Raw genomic sequence first — 19,128 nt, 5'->3', positions numbered from 1 at the left:
ATCGTCAACCAAAAATATCTTCCAGTGCTTTTCGCATAACCGCTGGGTCCGGGTCTATCCCGGTCCAATACTTCATACCGATCACGCCCTGATTGACCAGCATACCCAGGCCATCAATGACCTTACAGCCAAGAGCTTCTGCTTCAAGCACCAGGTGGGTGCGGGGTGGATTGGGGATGACGTCGGCCACGATCATCGCTGGCTTCAGAGAGCCAAATTCCAGCGGAATCCGCGCATCCACATCCGGGTACAAACCGATATTCGTCGCGTTAATAAATACATCTGTATCGGGTGGAAGTGAAAAGGTCTCATGTAAATGGACAAAATTGGCGGGCGCCGCTGTCTTTTCATTGAGCAAATGCACAAGGCTGCGCCCTCTGTCTTCGGAGCGGTTTACAATCGTAATATGCCCTGCATGGTTCAGTGCAAGCTCAACAGCAATCGCCCTGGCAGCACCGCCCGCACCCAGAATTACAATTTTTTTACCCGCGGTATCTGTGATTTCTTTTAGCGACCGTACAAATCCTTTCCCGTCTGTATTCTGACCTACCCAACGATTGCCTTCCCGTACCACACAATTTACCGCCCCCATCAGCGCAGCAGATTCACCCAGCGCATCAAGAAGAGGAATTACCGCAACCTTGTGGGGAATGGTGCAGTTAAATCCCCGAAAACCCATAACCTTCGCGCCATTTACAGCTGACGCCAGATCAGCAGGATCAACTTCAATCGTCAGATACCGCCAGTCAAGCCCGTGATGTTTGTAGGCAGCTTCAATCATTGCCTGAGTAGGGTTTTCGGAAACAGGTTTCCCAAATACGGCAGTCAGTTCCTGTCGGAAATTTAGTGGCGTTGACATATAAAGTAGCTGTAGGAAGTTCAGATTTTATTTCCGACAAACATATTCCGAATGGTCAGTTTGATCATATTCGCCCGATCATTGTTTCCCGGATTGGAGGAGTCAAGATGTTGATAAAAATTCGAACCCTCAACCAATGAAATCATGAGTCTGGCCGCCTTTTCAGGGTCTTTGACCTGTATCACGTTATGGCTATTTGCATGGACAATCTCGCTAACCAGAGCATTGCGCAGAGATGAATAATATTTTTCAAACCGCTCTTTTACTTCAGGAAGCCGCAGCGCGAGGGTATAACAACTGTAAAAAACGGTATTGTTCATAATTCGATCCCATTGAATCAGGGAAACCACATCAAGTACATCCTCCCATCTCTCCAGAGGATCAGTTACATGGGAAAAGTCGGGCAGAATATGAGAAGAATACGTAGAAATAATATAGTCAATCAGACCCAGCACCATCGCATCTTTGTTGGTGAAATAGTGGATAAGAAGGCTGGGATTCACTTCCATCCGTTTGGCAATCTTAGCTATAGAAGCCCCTTCAAACCCCTCATCAATGATAACATCGTAGAAGTACGAAAGGATCTCCTGTTTTCTGACGGTTGATTTACTTTTTCTTCCCATTTATCAATTTGCGAAAATCACAAACTATTAAAATCTATCGTGGATTCGAACTTAGTTAATTTTAAAAAAAAATTCAAATTTTTGTAATATTAGCCTTTGCTAATGTTTGAAAACCAAACTTAATCAATTATTGCTTATATAATTTTCTGGTTAATTAATGAAAAAGGAGTAAAATATAGAAAATTATTCTCAATAATTTGGGCTTTATGCAAATTGTCAATCTTATCAGTAATGCGTAATTTGCACAACAATTCTACTATTACTATTCATCCATAATCTCACTCCCAATGAAGAACGTGTGTATTTTTCTATTTACTATCAGTTTGTGGTTGCCTTCATGGTCACAGACAGGATCAGGCGATATCCGGAAACAGCTTCAAACTCAGTTCATCATGGCTCAGCCCGGCGATACCATAGATATTCCTGCAGGCGTTTATACCGCTAAAGGGACAATCTCTCTGGAAGGAAAAAAAGACCTGGTTATACGCGGTCAGGGAGTAGAAAAATCCATCATATCTTTTAAAGGCCAGGAGGAAGGTGCGGAAGGCATCAATATTACCAATTGCGCCAATATCATGATCACAGGTTTTACCATTCAGGATGCCAAAGGTGATGGATTAAAAGCCAAGGACACCGAAGGGATTTCTATGGTAAATATGAAGGTAGAATGGACGGGGAAAGTCTCACCCAAAAATGGCTCCTATGGGTTTTATCCGGTGAGTTGCACCAATGTCCTTATCGAAAAATGCGAAGCAATCGGTGCCTCCGACGCGGGGATATATGTGGGGCAGTCAGACAATATCATTGTTCGCCATTCACGCGCTTATCATAATGTAGCCGGTATTGAAATTGAAAATTCTACCCGGGCTGATGTTCACAACTGCGAAGCTTATATGAATACAGGTGGAATTCTGGTTTTTGATCTGCCAGATCTTCCAAAGAAAAAAGGCGGACAGGTACGGGTGTATAATAATAATGTACATGAAAATAATTTCAAGAACTTTGCACCAAAAGGAAATACAGTGGCTACGGTGCCTCCGGGTACTGGCGTGATGGTCCTCGCTACCAGTGATGTAGAGGTATTTAATAATGAGATCCATGCAAACCGGACGGCAAGTGCGGCTATCATCAGCTACTACATGACCCAGGTTCCGATTAAAGACAAAGGTTATTACCCCTACCCTACCAGAGTATATATCCACGACAATAATTTTTCAAGAGAAAAGACCATGCCGACCCTGAAAAATCCTATCGGCAAATTGTTATTCCTCAAGTTTAAAAAGAATGTTCCGGATATCCTTTTTGATGGCATCCTCGATAAAGCAACTGTAAATGATGATGGCTCATTCAAAGAAGAATACAGAATCTGTATCCGAAACAATGGCAATGCCAGTTTTGCCAGCCTTGATGCAGAAAACAATTTCAAAAATATCAGTACAGATCCCAAACCGTTTGACTGCGAATGTGATGCAATCGCAGCGCCGGCTCTACGCACTTCAATAAAATGATTTGTTCAAACACTTTTTATGTATCCAAAAGAATGGTATTGCTGACATTTTCAGTAGTACTTGCGATGCTTTCTCTTTGGGTAAACAGTGGCTTTATGCCATCAGATTCGCCGCGATTCAAACCCCTGATGAATCTTTCTGAATACGGCTTTTTTGAGGGTGATATCGCGGGTCAAATTCCGGCAGAAGGGGTGATTCCCTATTCACTGGCGACGCCATTGTTTACAGACTATGCACAAAAACTGCGTTTTGTCAAGGTCCCTCCCGGGCAAAAAGCCACTTACAACGGTACACAGGTACTGGATTTCCCGGTTGGTACCGTCCTTATCAAAACGTTTTTTTACTACAACGACGAGCGCAAACCTGCCAAAGGAAGGCGCCTCATGGAAACGCGCCTCCTGATCAGGGAAGAATCCGGATGGGAGGCATTTCCCTACCACTGGAATGAAACACAGACAGACGCTGTGCTTGAAGTCGCGGGGGACACGAAACCCGTAAAGTGGACCAACGGCCAGGGAAAAAAAGTAATGCTGGAATACGCCATGCCCAATCTGAATCAATGCAAGGGCTGCCATAACAATGATGGAGTATTTGTCCCCATAGGTCCTTCTGCCCGGCAACTCAATCATCCCCTTGAGCCAGTTTTTGGGCTGAATGTCCCTAATCAGCTGGCTTACTGGGCAGAGAAAGGTATAATTGAAGGATTGCCTCAGGACAAAACGACGATACCGCGTATAGCGGTCTGGAATGACCCCCGGTCAGGGACAACTGAAGAACGGGCACGGGCCTGGCTCGACATCAATTGCGCACATTGCCATAATCCCAAAGGGCCTGCCAACACTTCCGGATTATTTCTCGATATTCATCAGAAAGATCCACATATATGGGGTATATTTAAAGCTCCGGTCGCAGCCGGCAGGGGTTCAGGTGGGCATCAGTATGATATCAATCCCGGAAACCCGGAAACCTCCATACTCTACTTCCGGATGGCATCGACAGACCCTGGAGTCATGATGCCGGAGGTGGGAAGAAAAATGGTTCATGCCGAAGCACTTGAATTGATTCAGACCTGGATAAAAAGTATGAGTCCGGAAGATTATCAATAACCAGAGAAAACCTACAATGAAAATCAATCCTTTGATTTTTCTCATGACGCTGCTTCTCCTTTTGGGAATTGGCTGTTCTACTACCAAACCTCCTCAAAAACCATTTGAGGCCTACACCCCCTCGGCGGCACCCGACTACAGCCAAACTTATACCTGGGCTGCTCTGCCAGACAAGTCTGACTTTGCGGATATTACGCCTCCCAACGTTACCCCTGAAGACCAGGCTGACGCTCCGGTAGATGTGTTTTTTATCCACCCCACAACTTTCATGGGAGGGCTCGCATGGAATGCAAATGTCAATGACAAGGAACTCAATGGAAAAACCGATCAACGGGCCATTAAACACCAGGCAAGTGTATTTAACCACAACTGCCGGGTTTATGCGCCCAGATACAGGCAAATGAGTTTTGGGGGTTTCTTTTCAGACGATAAAGTCTCTGAAATCAAGGCGCTCAACTTTGCCTATGTGGATGTAAGGGAGTCGTTCCTCTATTATATGGAGCATTACAACCAGGGACGCCCGATTGTGATTGCGACCCATAGCCAGGGAACAATCCATGGGATCAGGCTGATCAAAGAGTTTTTTGATGGCAAACCCCTGCAGGATAAACTGGTAGCAGCTTATCTCATTGGCTGGCCTTTTCCGGCAGATACGATGGCGTTCATACCGGCTTGTGATTCACCAGACCAGACCGGTTGTGTAATCAGCTGGAATACCTGGAGACGGGACAGAACCCCTAAAAATGATTTTGCCCATTTTTATGATAGTGCCCTGGTGACAAATCCGCTGTCATGGCGTTCTGATACCCTGTATGCGCCAGTTTCCCTGCACGAAGGATTTTTATACCCCAACTACAAAAAAATCAAAAGCCATAAACTGGATGCTCAGGCTCACAATGGATTGCTTTGGACGAAAAAGCCCTTTCCGCTTGCTTTCACCAGCAATTACCATATTGGCGATTACAATCTCTTTTGGGTAAATATCAGAACGAATATCGATCAAAGGGTGAAGGCATATAGTCAGGCCCATACCTCCAGGAGATAACCGCTACTCAAAATCTGTTGTAAGCTTAAACCGCAATATACGGCTGTTTCCTGCATCTGCTACGTAAACGATACGGCTGATATACGCCACCCCCCGGGGCTCGCGAAATTGGGTAAGTCCACTCCCTGTGCCACCAAATGAGGCGAGAATCGCCTTTCTGGAACCAGAACCAGCGGGCGGATTAACCCCTTCGTACCCGAGCCCGTTAAACTGAAAAAGGGAATCCTTTGTGGCATCTACCACAAACAGATAATTTGTACCATCTCCTGTGAGCGTAACGTCTATCGGTGTAGTAAACCGGTTGGCTTCATAGAGAAACCGATCTGCCCGGGAGGTATCGCCTACCGGATAATTTTGCACCTGATAACTGATACCAAACGGCGTTTCTATCGCAGCAACATACTGTACCCGTAACACATTGGATGTACCGATGGAAGCAAATATAAAATCAGGGGCCATGGATACCGCCGGGCTTTGCGGCGGTTGTGCAGGTGTTGTCAATCCCTGAGGTGCCTTGAAGTAATCGCGGATCAGCCCAAGATTTGTGGTTACAAACACTGGTGTCTGAAATTTATCCGTATCATCAAATACGAGCACCGTATTGTCCGGGCCACCAAACTGGCTGGGGGCATTGGAAGGACCATTTCGGGATACATAGTATTTATTGCTGCCCTGGACAGCGATTCCGGTAAATGAAACCGCTTCATCACTGATTGTAGGAGTACCCGACCGATAGTAAAATGGATGAATAATCCGTTTGCTGATCTTCGCATTTTTTAAGCCATATTCCCCGGACTTATTAAGGTCTATGCGGTATATGGCCGGCAGGGTAAAGTCGGTTCCGTTGATTGTTGTATCAATCGTCCCTGTCGCCAGGATATCAAGTCGCCGGTCCTGGGCAATAGTTTTTAGCCCCTGTACACGAAAACGCCCCAGTTCATTTCCGGCCTGATCGAGAGAAATGATTTCTTCTGTGCCCTGATCTACCACATACAGCAATTCGTCCCAGCCGGCGATAATATCTGTCGGGTAGGTGAAATTATCCCATACCGGCTGAATGGGCACATAGGCTACCGTGCGATCGTTGTAAACCGGTTCGTCCAGAAAATCGGTAGGTGTTTTTTTCCCAAAGAACCCTTCACACCCGGCAAGAAAGCCCCAGAGAGCGATGCAAAGAATATTTATCGAATAGATCAATCTGTTCATCGGATACTATTTTCAGGATTGAGGGTAAAATTTAACCCAAAACGATGCACTACCCCCAGATACTTCATCGGATCGAGGGCATAATCAAATACCAGCGGATGGCGTCCTGCACGGGTGCGGATACCTACCCCACCTGTGGGGAAATTCTGGTCGCTGACATTAATTTTATACCCCGCCCGCAGAAACAAAAGATTTTTATAATTGTATTCAACTCCCATGCGGATATTTTCGGCATTGTCGTTGGGGTGATTGAGTTGAATGAGAGTAGTAAGGGATTGTTTGCCATCAGCACTTTTCCAGGGGATCATAGATATCCCCAGCATAAAAACTGTAGGCGTAGGATAGGAGTCGAGAGAAAGCGTTTTTTTATTAAAGGTCGTGTCCAGCTTAACGCTGCCTTTCAGGGTGGAGTTTACCCCAAAACTCTGAACCATCACTGCGAATCGCAGGTCTTTAAAATCGGTTTCATACAAAAACCCCAGGTCAACGACTGCGGTCTGTGCCACAAACTCAGCCAGTCGTTCCTGAACATATTTACCGGTTACTCCCCAGCTAAACTGATCGGTCAGACTTTTGGAATAGCTAAGTCCGGCTGTGAAATAATTGGCGTAAAACAATTCACCCGTACCTTCCGGCTGGAAGGTGGTACGAACCTCCATCGGGCCTGAGTTCAGAGCACTGAGAGAAAATCCAAATGTACCGGCGCGGGCATTATGTGTAGTCGCCGTGAGGTAGGCATAGTTGATATCTGCAATCCAGAACGTATTGGAACCGGCGAGTGAAAAATTTTCCACTTCGGCGAGTGTTGCCGGGTTAGTAAAAGTAGAATAGGCGTCGCCGGTAAGGCAAATATTAGCACCGGCCAGGCCCGCTGATCTCGGACTAACATCCATTTTGAGGAAAGTAAGGGCAGAAATTCCTGCGCGTTGGGCACCAAGCTGCGGAAATAGCTGCGCTTTTACAGGCAAAACCGCCTGTAATAAAATGATCAGAAAAGTAAATTTTTTAATCATAGTGCGATTGATAATACCCCCGAAAGTTACCAAAAGAAAGGACATCCCGAAAGTGATTTCTGATTTAGGCATGGTTTTAGTGCAAATAGAAACAAGCGGAAGGTCTTTGGTCTTTTGCGAAAATATGTATATTTGCCTCATCCTGTTCCCAAATTCGCGATTAAAAAGGTGGGGCAGGACAACAAAAACGGATCAGCATGACGTTTTTACAAGGATTTATCTACGGACTTGCATTGATCATCTTTATTGGTCCGGTATTTTTCACCCTGCTTCATAGTACCCTTGAGCATGGCCTGAAGTCTGGCCTGGCAGTTGCCCTGGGGATTTTTCTCAGTGATGCCCTTTGTGTTTTACTTCTGTTTGGATTTGGTATTTCTTCTTTTTTCACCAATCCTGGCAATGAAATGCTTATTGGTATTGCGGGCGCCATTATCCTTATCGGCCTGGGGTTGCGATATGCAGTAAGGCCCGTACTTAACCAGGCTGAAAAGATCAGAATCAAAACCTTCGACTACCTCCACTTCTTTATCAAAGGCTTTTTGGTAAATTTTATCAACCCCTTTGTGTTTGCGGTTTGGATGGGATTGATTGCTTTTGCAGGAACCCATACCCCTGACTCATCCAGCCAACTGGTTTTTCTTGGAGGAACACTTTTAGGGATCCTTACCACGGATTCACTGAAGGTAATATTTGCCAACCGGCTGAAAGACCTGTTTCAACCGGGTTTTCTCAAAGCCACATACCGGGTCATCGGACTGGTATTAATCCTGTTTGGCGTTCGTATTTTGATTCATGTGTTTTAATTCATCCCCGGAACCTGTGGCTTAGGTTGCTTTCTCTCCACCAGAATCCCCCATACAATCAAAAACTGCGCAGCCATATACGTACCCATTATCCAAAACCGCACAAATAACGAGGGCAGAGTTGTATCGCCAAACCGGCTGTAGGCAATCATACTGTCAGAAAGCAAAAACAGGATTGCACCCGGCAATACCAGCATAAAACTATTTACCGAAGTAAATTTCCAACGATTGATCGCTGCCAGTACCATGATCACCAATACTGTGCTATATATTGATACCGGAATGGTCAGGGTACCGAGGTTGGGAAAAATGATTGCTGTGAGCACACTTCCATATAAAATCACGGGAATTACCAGCCAGGGTTTTCGCACCAGTACTCTCCGGGTTTGACGGGGGGCAGTATTCATCCCAAAAACCGAAATATAGCAAAGCTGGGCAATCAGAAACGCGCCTATACCCGCAATAAACCAGTCCATCCCCGAAAACATCAACAGGATATCTCCGGTAAGAGAGAACAACAGCGCCATGATCATCATAAGATCATACAATCCGCCTTTTGCCCGGGTTATATAGAGATAATACAAAAGGAGAATGGACATTACCAAGGGCTTAACAACAAAATAAAACCCCGGATATACTTCAAAAAAATATTCGGCGGTCAATTCTGCCAGAAAAACCACAACGAATACAAATAAAAACACTGTAAAATTCTTCAGACGAACAGGCATAATGGTTGGTGTTTTTTCAGAAGAATTATTCATAGGAAAAATTCACTAAAACTGTACGAATTTCAAATATTTATCCGCCTTTTATGTGCATCTGTTTGAGTTTTTCCCTAATTTATAAGCGGACTAATCACTAGCGAACTTATGAAACATTATCAAACCAACGAAATTAAAAACATCGTCCTGGTGGGCAGCTCAAAATCGGGCAAGACCACATTGGCGGAATGTATGATGTTCGAAGGTGGTGTGCTCAGCCGCATGGGAAGTGTGGAAGAAGGCAACACCATCTCAGATTTTCATGAAATAGAAATCGAAAGGAAAAATTCTATTTTTTCTTCCATCCTCCACACGGAGTGGAGAGGGACGAAAATCAACATCATTGATGCTCCAGGTTTGGACGATTTTACAGGAGAACTCATCAGCTCACTTCGTGTTGCGGATACGGCTCTTGTAACCCTCAATGCTCAGTATGGGGTAGAGGTTGGAACCGAGCTGGTATGGCGGTATCTGCAGAAGTATCATAAGCCTACTGTTTTTATTATCAACCAACTGGATCAATCCAAAGCAGATTTTAATAATACTGTTGAGCAGGCCAAAGCACAATTTGGCGATAAAGTCATACTGGTTCAGTATCCTTACAATACCGGAGATGGCTTTAATGCGATCATTGACCTCTTAAAAATGGTCATGTACAAATTTCCGCCTGAAGGTGGGAAGCCAGAAAAACTCCCCATTCCCGATGACGAAAAAGCCAGAGCAGAAGAACTACATAACACATTGGTTGAAGCTGCGGCGGAAAATGACGAGTCACTGATGGAATTGTACTTTGAAAAAGGTGAGCTTGACGAGGACGAAATGCGTAAAGGTCTCCGCTCTGGTCTGGTCAACCGCGATCTTTTTCCGGTATTCTGCCTTTCTGCCAAAAAGAACATGGGCAGCGGACGCCTTATGGGCTTTCTGGCGAATGTAACCCCATCTCCCGGTGATATGGGACCTGAAAAAACTACCTCCGGAAAAGAAATAAAAGTTACCGATTCCAATTCTACCCTGTTTGTGTTTAAATCTACCAACGAAAAACACACGGGTGCCATGAGCTATTTTAAAGTAGTTTCTGGTGGCCTTAAAGCTGGAATGGAATTTACCAATACTTCGAATGGTACCCGCAACAAAATCAATCAGATTTCAACTATTGACGGTAAAAACCGCCATACCGTAGACGAGCTGGCCGCAGGGGATATTGGTGTTACTGTAAAACTCAAAGATACGGGCACAAATCAGACCCTCCGGTTAAAAGACGATGAGGAATCCGTTGATCCGATCGTTTTCCCCAACCCTAAAATACGCACAGCGGTTGCTCCGCTAAAACAAGGAGACGATGAGAAAATGGCGCAGGCTCTGATTAAAATTGCCTCCAGCGATCCGACCCTGATATTTGAATACTCCAAAGAGTTGAAACAATCCCTCATTCACGGGCAGGGAGAACTACACCTCATGGTAACAAAATGGCTGCTCAGTCATGTCTATGGTGTGGAAGTTGAATATATCAAACCGAAAATATCCTATCGCGAAACCATTCAGAAAGTTGCCGAAGGATACTATAAACATAAAAAGCAAAGTGGTGGTTCCGGTCAGTTTGGAGAAGTTTATCTCAAAATTGCCCCATACTACGAAGGTTATACAGATCCCGCCGAGCTGAAAGTCAGGGAAAGACAGGAAGTAGAGCTCGACTGGGGCGGAAAACTCGTTTACTGCAACTGTATTGTAGGCGGGGTAATTGAGGCACGGTTTATGCCGGCCATTCTCAAAGGGATCATGGAAAATATGGAGGAAGGACCTATCACGGGTTCTTACGCCAGGGATATCGTCGTGTATGTCTATGACGGCAAAATGCATGCGGTGGACTCCAATGAAATTTCTTTCAAAATCGCCGGGCAACATGCCTTCAAAAAAGCATTTCTCGATGCGAGTCCTAAGCTGCTAGAACCCATTTACCGGGTAGAAGTATTGGTTCCGGACGATAATATGGGCGATGTAATGACCGATCTTCAGGGACGCAGAGCGATTGTGGAAGGATTTAGCAACGAAGGGGCTTATCAGAAAATCACGGCACGGGTGCCGCTGGCAGAACTATACAAATATGCCACGGCGCTAAGTTCAATCTCCCAGGGACGGGCGACACATTCACGGGAGTTTATTGAGTTTACAACCGTTCCGCCAGACATTCAGCACAAACTTGCGCAGGAGAATGCGGCGGAAGTGGTGTAGCTGGAATAACGAAAGAAGTAACACAGAAAAGCACAGGGAAAATGCCTGTGCTTTTTCATTTCCTACCCTGTTTGAAGTAAACTACCTCGGTTTTTTTAAACCACAAATGTTTAAGCAGAGAACCAATTTTTGATTAACCAGAAATGAATCTGCGGGACATGGAACCACCACTTTTTCCAAACCCGTATTGTACGCTGGCATTTTTTAATTTTCTGAATTTATAACCCTTGATGATTATTAATTACTTTTTAGCTTTTCGGCTACTTCGTCGTAATATTTTTGGGTTACTACTTCAGTCCAAGTAGTTGGTTGTTCACCACCATATAAAGCCAAGTACGTTACATCACTAAACTTGGTAGAGGAATGCCAATGTTCGATATCTTTCTCACATTTAATAACATCACCTTCTTTTAGAATTACAGGTTCCTTTCCTCTCTCCTGATAATAGGCTTCTCCATCTACAATTATTAAGACTTGTGCAGAACTATGTTTATGCCAATCCAGGGTTGAGTTAGCTTTGAAGGTTGCTTTTGTAATATTATAACCCAATTCGGCATCATTGTGAATAATACCATTCAGCCAGGCTTCTCCCAGGTAATGAGTATTTGGTGCTTTTGTACCCTCTGTAAGATATGAGGATACTTTATATTCAGAATCCTGGGAAAACCCTGATAGTGAGGACAAAATAAACAGGACGAAAATTGATTTTTTCATTGTATACTTTTTAATGATTTTATATTGCTGATTTGTTCGGTATTCATTGCTTGCGTACAACAGTTTCGGGATTGGCTAAGTTGGCGATTTAGCAGCATTTTCCTGTCCGCACGTGGCAAACCTGGTTAAGAGCTAAAAACCTTACTGGCAGCCGTTTACACGCCATAAGAGCATGTTAGGATTTTAAAAAGTGGGCAAAGGTCATTAGGTTGAGTTTGCAAACAAAAACCAAAATAACCTCTTAATATAGCGAATTAACTGATGCCTATTGGGGATCAATATCGGAATTTTTTGATTGGAAACGCAAGCGGATGATGTCACTCGAAGTGTGATCAATGCCATTTTGTACCTGGTGCGAACCGGTTGCCCATGGCGAAATCTGCCCCCCGTTTTCCGAAGGATCGTGAAAGACTATTTCCCAACATGTTCTTAGGGGCTCTAATGTCTGCAAGATACAACATTGAAAGGCATGCAGGGCAGAAACATGCAAAAAGCATCTTAGACCGGAAAGAAAACGATCTCCTCACCTCCCGGCATTCTCTACTCCTCCCTCAACAACGGCAGTGTCAGGCAGTGCGGCCCGCCGTTGTCGGTGCGGATTTCGTTGGAGGACATTCGCTCCAGATAGGCATCAGGGCTGAGTTTTTTCAATACCTTTTCCAGGTTATCGGCTGTCACGGGATTGCGGTGATAAGCAATCGCACGGTAAGGGGCAGTGGTGAATATATTCCCCGCCATATTGTGCTGATCAAACAACGCATCCATTAGATTTTCATACGGTGTAATGCTTTCCTCCGGGTCTCCGCCTATCCAGACGATTCGGTTGAGATCAATCAGGTTGTCGTCCACCAACTGATCGAGAAAATACCGGGCAGGCTGTGGCAACCGCACGACCTGGCCTTTTTGTCGGATATAATCTCGGTCATACACCTCCGTTTTGCCTGCATTCTCAAAATGCTGGGTAGTGGGAATACGGCTTAGGTCGGTCTGATTGGCGCCCATATTGCGGCGCAACCAGCGCACAAAATGCTGCAATACTTCCGTCGCAGTTTCATGCCCGGGTGGGTCAGGATGGCCAAAAATATAGGGCATACAAATCGCCGATTTCGGACCAAACATATTAAACACGGTATCGAGATGAATAAACCCTCTCAGGTCGGGGACATTTACCAGATATATCCTTCGGAGTTTATTGGTTTTGTCGGCTTCAAATAAATGTTTTACCAGTATCTCGAAAGCAGGCCGTGTCGTGCGGTTGGAGTACAAAAACTCGTGTTTCCCCACGCCAATTGCCAGAGCTTCCTCACTCAGCACAATGATATTTCCCCCTTCAAGGTAATATTTGTCGCGGAGGCCAGACCAGGTATTGTCTTCTTTTATTTTCCGAAGAAAATCTACCATGTCGAGGAAAATCGAATCTTCATCAAACATGGGGTGATATTTAAACACCGAACGCACCAGCGTTGGTTCGGGCAGGCGCCGGGGCGACTCCATCGAATTAATCACCACGCCGCAGGGCGTTACCGCAGAGGAATCGCGCATCCACATGATCTCCCGCTTGGGAGGAATAATAATATTGGGCAGGCGGCCATTGTTGAGGGTAAGCTTCCGCGGATATCCTTCAATCAGGTCACAGACCAATTCGTGGGTTTCGTAGTTTTCGAGCTTTATTCCCCTTGCCTGCAAATGGTCGAGATATTCGTCGGCTTTTTCATACAGCGTATCCTGCAGAATGCGGACTCTTTCGCGGTAATCTGCATTTTCAAAAATTTCGGAAACCAGGGTCCTGAGTTCCAGCACATTTTCTTCACCGATTTCACGGCATAAAAATGCCTTCAGGTCGCGGTGATTTCGCTGTAGTTCATGATAGGCCCTGGGATTGGGACCCATCAGATGATGATCGCCTTCCCATGGTATAAGTTGACGATGTTCTGCACCAGGGGTATGAATCAGAACTTTCTTTAATTTATTGTATTCCGAGAGAATCCGGGGCTTCATAAAAAAAGGTTAAGTCTGAAATATCGGGTTTTTATTTCAATTGAGGAAATACTTCTGCCATCATACATCTGACGCTACCTCCGCCAAAGGTTTCGATAACGTCAAGTGGAATGACAAGTATCTCGCTATATTTCTGAATTTGTGTGATCTGAGAGACATCCAATGCGTCATAGGCTCTCTGGCTTACGACCGCATAGCCAACCCCATCTTCATTTATCACCTGCAAAAGATTACCGGCAAAATGATTCATTTGATCGTGAGAAAGGTTGACGATTTCGAATCCACCTGCCGACAAGGCTTCCGACACGTGCTCCCGCTCCGTTTTGTCGGAAATCGCATCCATACAAATGACAGCAAAACCGTCGCCTAATCCCATCAAAACATTGGTATGGTATATTTCCTGCCCATTTTCATCTGTAGCTGTAAATACAACCGACTGGTATCCCATTATTTCACAAAACTTTTCCAGCAGGGAAATATCTGTTCGGGGAGAAATACAGGCATATACCACTTTGCCTGCCCGGTCGAGAATCATACTTCCGGTACCTTCGAGACATTGGCCGGGCTTGGCATAACTGCGAAAGTCAATAACTTCTGCCGAAGAATATATTTCGGACATTTTCGCAATCATATCCTGCCTTACTTCTGCCTGGCGGTTGGGTGCGAGCATGGGATACACACATATTTTACCCTCACTGTGAAAGCTTATCCAGTTGTTGGGAAACACAGCGTCGGGCGTATGGGGTACCGCAATATCCTCAAATACCGTTACGGTTATACCAGCATTTCGCAGGATTTCCACAAAAGAATCAAACTCTGCTACAGCTTGTCGCCGAACCTCAGAAGCCGACAGGCTGGAATCTTTTTGCTGAAAGGCATTACTTTCAGCGGTCTGCTCATTGAAGCCGAAATTCAACGGCCTCACCATCATAAGATGTGAAGTAAACTGCAACTGCCTGCGGCGGCGCGAATCCATAGGATGAAGGGCTTACAGATTTCCTCTTAGTTCCTGCTCTCTTTCAATTGCCTCAAACAAAGCTTTAAAGTTGCCTTTCCCGAAGGATCTTGCGCCTTTACGCTGAATAATCTCAAAAAACATCGTCGGGCGGTCTTCTACCGGCTTGGAAAAAATCTGAAGCAGATAACCATCTTCATCGCGATCGACCAGGATACCTAACTCTTTCAGGTCTCTGATTTCCTCGTCTATTTCCCCGATTCTTTCTGCCAGTGTATCATAATAGCTGGTCGGAACGTGGAGAAATTCAACCCCACGGCTGATCAGTTCATTGACGGTTTCGATGATATTGCCTGTACCGACGGCAATGTGTTGCACACCAGGACCTTTATAGTAGTCGAGGTATTCTTCTACCTGTGATTTTTTCTTTCCTTCAGCGGGTTCATTGATGGGGAAACGCACTTTGCCCGTCCCGTTGCTCATGACTTTACTCATCAGCGCGGTATATTCCGTCGAGATATCTTTATCGTCGAAAGAAACCAGTTGAGAAAAGCCCATGACATCCCGATAAAACTCACACCAACGGTCCATTTCATTCCAGCCCACATTTCCCACCATATGATCGATATATCGCAAACCTGTGGAAGGAGGATTAAAGGAAGATTCCCAGGCCTGATAACCGGGCATAAATACCCCCGAATAATTTTCTCTTTCTACAAAAATATGCACTGTATCACCATAGGTATGGATACCAGAGAGCACCACTTCGCCGAAATCATCTTCATAGCGATTGGGGAAGAGATACGGTCTGGCGCCACGTTTGACCGTTTCCTCGAAAGCTTTGCCGGAATTGGGAACTGTCAGAGCGATCGCTTTTACCCCATCGCCGTGCATGTGGATATGCGCAGCGATTTCACTGGTCGGTTGAAGAGGCGTAGTGAGTACAAGGCGGATTTTGTCCTGTACCAATACATAGGATGAGCGGTCGCGGATTCCGGTTTCGGGTCCGGCATAGGCTTCAGACTGAAAGCCAAAAGCAGTTTTGTAAAAGTGGGCCGCCTGTTTGGCATTGCCCACATACATTTCTACATAGTCAATCCCTTTGAGCGGAAGAAAATCTTGCATAATCAAAAGCGTTAATATACCTGGTTAGTTTCCACCCAAAATCAGCGGGAGGCCACTTTCACCGCCACCTACAACGATTACTTTGGTATTGGGGGAATTGGATAGTTCTTTGGTAGCCTCAATACCCTGCCATTTCAACAGACGATCGGAGAGACTTTGGGAAACAATATTCTGGTATTCTTTAATACCTTCAGCTTCTATTTTTTTCCTTTCGGCTTCCTTTTTTTCTTTGTCGATCAGGAAGTCATATTTGCGGGATTCCTGTTCTGCCTGCAGTTTGGTTTCGATCGCGTCGCGGATGGTGGCAGGAAGGACGACATTACGGATACGTACTGCATCCATATGGATATTTTTTGCGGAGAGCGCGTTGTCCATTTTAGTAGCAACTTCCGTTTGGATAGCATCTCTTTTGCTGGCATACAATTCCTCGGGATCATATTTACCGATCACTTCGCGAATGGCAGAGCGAATTTCGGGTACGATGATGGTATTGGCGTATTCTTCGCCCAGGTCATTGTGGAGTTGGGGCAACTTGGAAGGAATGGGCTTATAGAGAATGGTAAGATCCAGATTAATGGTAAGTCCATTGTTGGCCAACACTTCCATGTTGTTCATGGTCATTTCCTGAAGACGGGTATTATAGCGTACCATGGTATTCCAGGGGGCAATCACATGGAATCCCTGTTGATAGGTTCGGGAGGTATCTACCCCGCCGCTAAACTTTTTAAACAGTACCCCTTGCTCCCCCGCCGGAATGGTAATAAATGTTCCTGAAGTGATGGTTACCAGCAAAATAAAGCCGACAAACACCAGCGCGGCGGTTAGTACCACTCTTGATTTGTTCATGTCACCTGTGTTTTTTTTCATAATTCAATTAGGTAAATTTTTAGGACAATTCCCATTCAGACTTTTAAACCAAAACGGGTTTCAGCCAGCACACTTACTTCTTCACCAATTGCAAGTCCGGAGGTTGCAGCGGGTGAGGGGGCATTCAGAATATGAATCGAGCGGTCTTTGTATTCAATATGAAAATCCTCAATCATATTTCCGTCGGTTCCCAAAGCCATTGCCCTTACGCCTGATCTTCCCGGTACGATGTCATCCATTGTCAGAGACGGAATCAGTCGTTGAATCTGGTTGAGGAAAAGCCGTTTTGAAAATGCCCGGCGATATTCATCCAACCCAAATCTCCAGTGGCGTGAAAAAAGTTTCCATGTGCCTTTGTAGGTAAGAGACTCAACGGTATCGCGAAGGTTGAAATCTGTTTTACCATACCCCTCTCTTTTGAAGGTAAACACCGCATTGGGACCACATTCTACCCCACCGTGTATCATTCGGGTAAAATGCACCCCGAGAAAAGGAAAAGCAGGATTAGGGACAGGATAAATCAGGTTTCGCACCTTATCGAGGGCATGGTCTGCGAGGTCAAAATAATCACCGCGGAAGCCCACAATTTTTGCAGAGATATCGACGCCATCCATTGTTGCGAGGCGATCGGAAAACAGCCCCCCGCAGTAGATCACATGGCGGGTTTTAAAATGCGCGCAGTTGGTAGTAATTGTCGAATAGTCTTCCCCTTTGGTGACATTCAGCACTTTCTGGCCCGTAAGGGCACGGCTATTTTCATTAAGCCCGGTGAGGAGCTCGGCGAGTTTATATACAACCGCAGGGTAATCAATGATACCTGTACAGGAAACATAGATACCGGCGATGCCAACGCAGTGGGGTTCTATTTCGCGGACCTGATCGCCGGTGATTTTTTCGATCCCTTCGGTATCATTGGCGATACCATTGGCAAATATTTTTTCCAGAAAAGGAAGCTCACTCTCATTTGTAGCCACGACCACTTTGCCACATACATCATGAGGGATTTTATGTGTTTGGGCAAATTTGACGAGTTCCCGCCGACCAGTGACACAATTTTTGGCTTTGTATGAACCAGGCTTATAATAGAGTCCACTGTGAATAACACCAGAATTGCGGCCTGTTTGATGCATGGAGAGCTGATTTTCCTTTTCCAGCACCAGTATTTTGAGGTGAGGATTGCGCAGTTGGAGTTTATAAGCAGAGCTGAGGCCTACAATTCCACCACCAACTACAATGATATCATAGATTTGTTCGGGACTTTCCATCGACTAAATATTGATCCGCAAAGATGAGAATTAGGAATAGGATAGTCAAACAAAAAGGGGGCGGTTATCCGGGAGACATACGGCTTTGAACAGTACCACTGTATAAGTAATTTAATGCTTTTTTCCAATGACAGGATTCATTTTGAAATTTTCATGAAAGAGACGATCTTATCCTTTTTGCAAATCCTGCCAATTAAATTTCAAATGTTTACTGAAAAAGATTTACTGAGTGTAAAAATAAGAGGAGACCTGCTAAAGATTGCCAGTCGAAAGGGCATTGATTTAAAAAAACAGTTGCGAAACCGGCGTTATGAGGAGGAACTGATCTTGCTTCAAACTGAGCTGGTCAGACTGCAGCAATGGGTCAATAAAAAAAAACTTAGGGTAGCGGTTATATTTGAAGGCAGGGATGCAGCAGGCAAAGGCGGATCTATCAAGCGTTTTGTTGAGCATCTCAATCCACGCACGATCCGGGTTGTCGCATTGAGCCGGCCTACGGATGTAGAACAGGGACAATGGTATTTCCGCCGCTATATCAAGGAAATGCCGAACCCCGGGGAGATCGTTTTTTTTGACAGAAGCTGGTATAACCGGGCAGTGGTGGAGCCTGTCATGGGCTTCTGTAATTCACACCAGTATAAAAAATTTATGGTTCAGGTCCCTGAATTCGAACATATGCTCTACGAGGATGGGATCACCCTCATCAAGTTTTGGTTTTCCATTTCTAAGGAGGAACAAAATCGAAGGTTCCGCTCCAGGCTGGAAAACCCCCTCAAAATCTGGAAATTCAGCCCTGTAGATATGAAAGGGCAGGAGTTATGGGACAGCTACACCCATTACAAGGAGCAAATGTTTTCCAGGACCCATACAGCTTTTTGTCCATGGATCATCGTCAAAACCAACAATAAACGTACTGCCAGACTGGAGAGTATGCGCTATATGCTTTCACAGTTTGACTATTCGGGCAAAGGCAAAACGGGAACTACCACCCTTCCTGATCCAAACATTATCATTCGCTATTATCGCCACCTCGAACAAATAGATATCTGAT

The 19,128-nt window shown here is 45.2% G+C and carries 17 protein-coding genes; 6 read left to right on the top strand and 11 right to left on the bottom strand.

Annotation, left to right across the window (positions count from 1 at the left end; all coding sequences use genetic code 11):
- Window positions 1-4: 4 nt before the first annotated feature.
- On the bottom strand, window positions 5-859 hold the full coding sequence (gene aroE, locus R3D00_06360) for a shikimate dehydrogenase (protein ID MEZ4772790.1): 855 nt from the start codon (window positions 857-859) through the stop codon (window positions 5-7).
- A gap of 20 nt (window positions 860-879) precedes the next feature.
- Window positions 880-1,482 (bottom strand): TetR/AcrR family transcriptional regulator, encoded by a 603-nt coding sequence (locus tag R3D00_06355; GenBank protein ID MEZ4772789.1) that lies wholly within the window; start codon window positions 1,480-1,482, stop codon window positions 880-882.
- Window positions 1,483-1,769: 287 nt separating this feature from the next.
- Between R3D00_06355 and R3D00_06350 the strand changes: the two genes are divergently transcribed.
- From R3D00_06350 to R3D00_06340, 3 genes are read left to right on the top strand one after another with little or no spacing between them, the layout of a single operon-like run.
- Complete coding sequence (locus R3D00_06350) at window positions 1,770-2,990, top strand: parallel beta-helix domain-containing protein (protein ID MEZ4772788.1); 1,221 nt, start codon at window positions 1,770-1,772, stop codon at window positions 2,988-2,990.
- Window positions 2,991-3,022: 32 nt separating this feature from the next.
- The gene (locus R3D00_06345; GenBank protein ID MEZ4772787.1) at window positions 3,023-4,096 is read left to right on the top strand and encodes an SO2930 family diheme c-type cytochrome; all 1,074 of its coding nucleotides are present in this window, start codon (window positions 3,023-3,025) and stop codon (window positions 4,094-4,096) included.
- A 16-nt stretch (window positions 4,097-4,112) separates the two neighbouring features.
- Complete coding sequence (locus tag R3D00_06340; protein MEZ4772786.1) at window positions 4,113-5,141, top strand: DUF3089 domain-containing protein; 1,029 nt, start codon at window positions 4,113-4,115, stop codon at window positions 5,139-5,141.
- 3 nt (window positions 5,142-5,144) lie between these two features.
- On the opposite strand, the gene R3D00_06335 is transcribed toward R3D00_06340, so the two are convergent.
- Window positions 5,145-6,347 carry a hypothetical protein gene (locus R3D00_06335; GenBank protein MEZ4772785.1) on the bottom strand — a complete coding sequence of 401 codons (1,203 nt, stop codon included), beginning with the start codon at window positions 6,345-6,347 and terminating at the stop codon, window positions 5,145-5,147.
- Window positions 6,344-7,360: a PorV/PorQ family protein gene (locus tag R3D00_06330; protein ID MEZ4772784.1), complete on the bottom strand. Its 1,017-nt coding sequence runs from the start codon at window positions 7,358-7,360 to the stop codon at window positions 6,344-6,346. The genes R3D00_06335 and R3D00_06330 overlap by 4 nt, the downstream gene beginning before the upstream one ends.
- A 197-nt stretch (window positions 7,361-7,557) precedes the next feature.
- Between R3D00_06330 and R3D00_06325 the strand changes: the two genes are divergently transcribed.
- Entirely contained in the window at window positions 7,558-8,163 is a 606-nt protein-coding gene (locus tag R3D00_06325) for a LysE family transporter (protein ID MEZ4772783.1), read from the top strand.
- Here the strand turns inward: R3D00_06325 and R3D00_06320 are convergent.
- Window positions 8,160-8,924 (bottom strand): lysoplasmalogenase, encoded by a 765-nt coding sequence (locus R3D00_06320; GenBank protein ID MEZ4772782.1) that lies wholly within the window; start codon window positions 8,922-8,924, stop codon window positions 8,160-8,162. The genes R3D00_06325 and R3D00_06320 overlap by 4 nt on opposite strands.
- 108 nt (window positions 8,925-9,032) lie before the next feature.
- Between R3D00_06320 and R3D00_06315 the strand changes: the two genes are divergently transcribed.
- The gene (locus tag R3D00_06315; GenBank protein ID MEZ4772781.1) at window positions 9,033-11,153 is read left to right on the top strand and encodes an elongation factor G; all 2,121 of its coding nucleotides are present in this window, start codon (window positions 9,033-9,035) and stop codon (window positions 11,151-11,153) included.
- Between the two features lie 237 nt (window positions 11,154-11,390).
- On the opposite strand, the gene R3D00_06310 is transcribed toward R3D00_06315, so the two are convergent.
- The 6 genes from R3D00_06310 to lhgO form a co-directional block, all read right to left on the bottom strand.
- Entirely contained in the window at window positions 11,391-11,867 is a 477-nt protein-coding gene (locus tag R3D00_06310; GenBank protein ID MEZ4772780.1) for a cupin domain-containing protein, read from the bottom strand.
- Between the two features lie 540 nt (window positions 11,868-12,407).
- Window positions 12,408-13,865, bottom strand: coding sequence for an arginine deiminase family protein (locus R3D00_06305; GenBank protein ID MEZ4772779.1), 1,458 nt, complete (start codon window positions 13,863-13,865; stop codon window positions 12,408-12,410).
- A 31-nt stretch (window positions 13,866-13,896) separates the two neighbouring features.
- Entirely contained in the window at window positions 13,897-14,841 is a 945-nt protein-coding gene (locus R3D00_06300) for an arginine deiminase-related protein (GenBank protein ID MEZ4772778.1), read from the bottom strand.
- Between the two features lie 12 nt (window positions 14,842-14,853).
- Window positions 14,854-15,945 carry a 4-hydroxyphenylpyruvate dioxygenase gene (gene hppD, locus R3D00_06295; protein MEZ4772777.1) on the bottom strand — a complete coding sequence of 364 codons (1,092 nt, stop codon included), beginning with the start codon at window positions 15,943-15,945 and terminating at the stop codon, window positions 14,854-14,856.
- A 24-nt stretch (window positions 15,946-15,969) separates the two neighbouring features.
- Window positions 15,970-16,791 carry a prohibitin family protein gene (locus R3D00_06290; protein ID MEZ4772776.1) on the bottom strand — a complete coding sequence of 274 codons (822 nt, stop codon included), beginning with the start codon at window positions 16,789-16,791 and terminating at the stop codon, window positions 15,970-15,972.
- A 56-nt stretch (window positions 16,792-16,847) separates the two neighbouring features.
- Window positions 16,848-18,077, bottom strand: coding sequence for an L-2-hydroxyglutarate oxidase (gene lhgO, locus R3D00_06285; GenBank protein ID MEZ4772775.1), 1,230 nt, complete (start codon window positions 18,075-18,077; stop codon window positions 16,848-16,850).
- 204 nt (window positions 18,078-18,281) lie between these two features.
- Here lhgO and ppk2 point away from each other — a divergent pair, with 204 nt between their 5' ends.
- Complete coding sequence (gene ppk2, locus R3D00_06280) at window positions 18,282-19,127, top strand: polyphosphate kinase 2 (protein MEZ4772774.1); 846 nt, start codon at window positions 18,282-18,284, stop codon at window positions 19,125-19,127.
- Window position 19,128: the final 1 nt, after the last annotated feature.

This window comes from Bacteroidia bacterium, from assembly GCA_041391665.1.
Taxonomy (GTDB): Bacteria; Bacteroidota; Bacteroidia; order J057; family J057; genus JAGQVA01.
The sequence above is the reverse complement of the archived record's forward strand: the minus strand, read 5'-3'. Positions and strand labels throughout refer to the sequence as shown.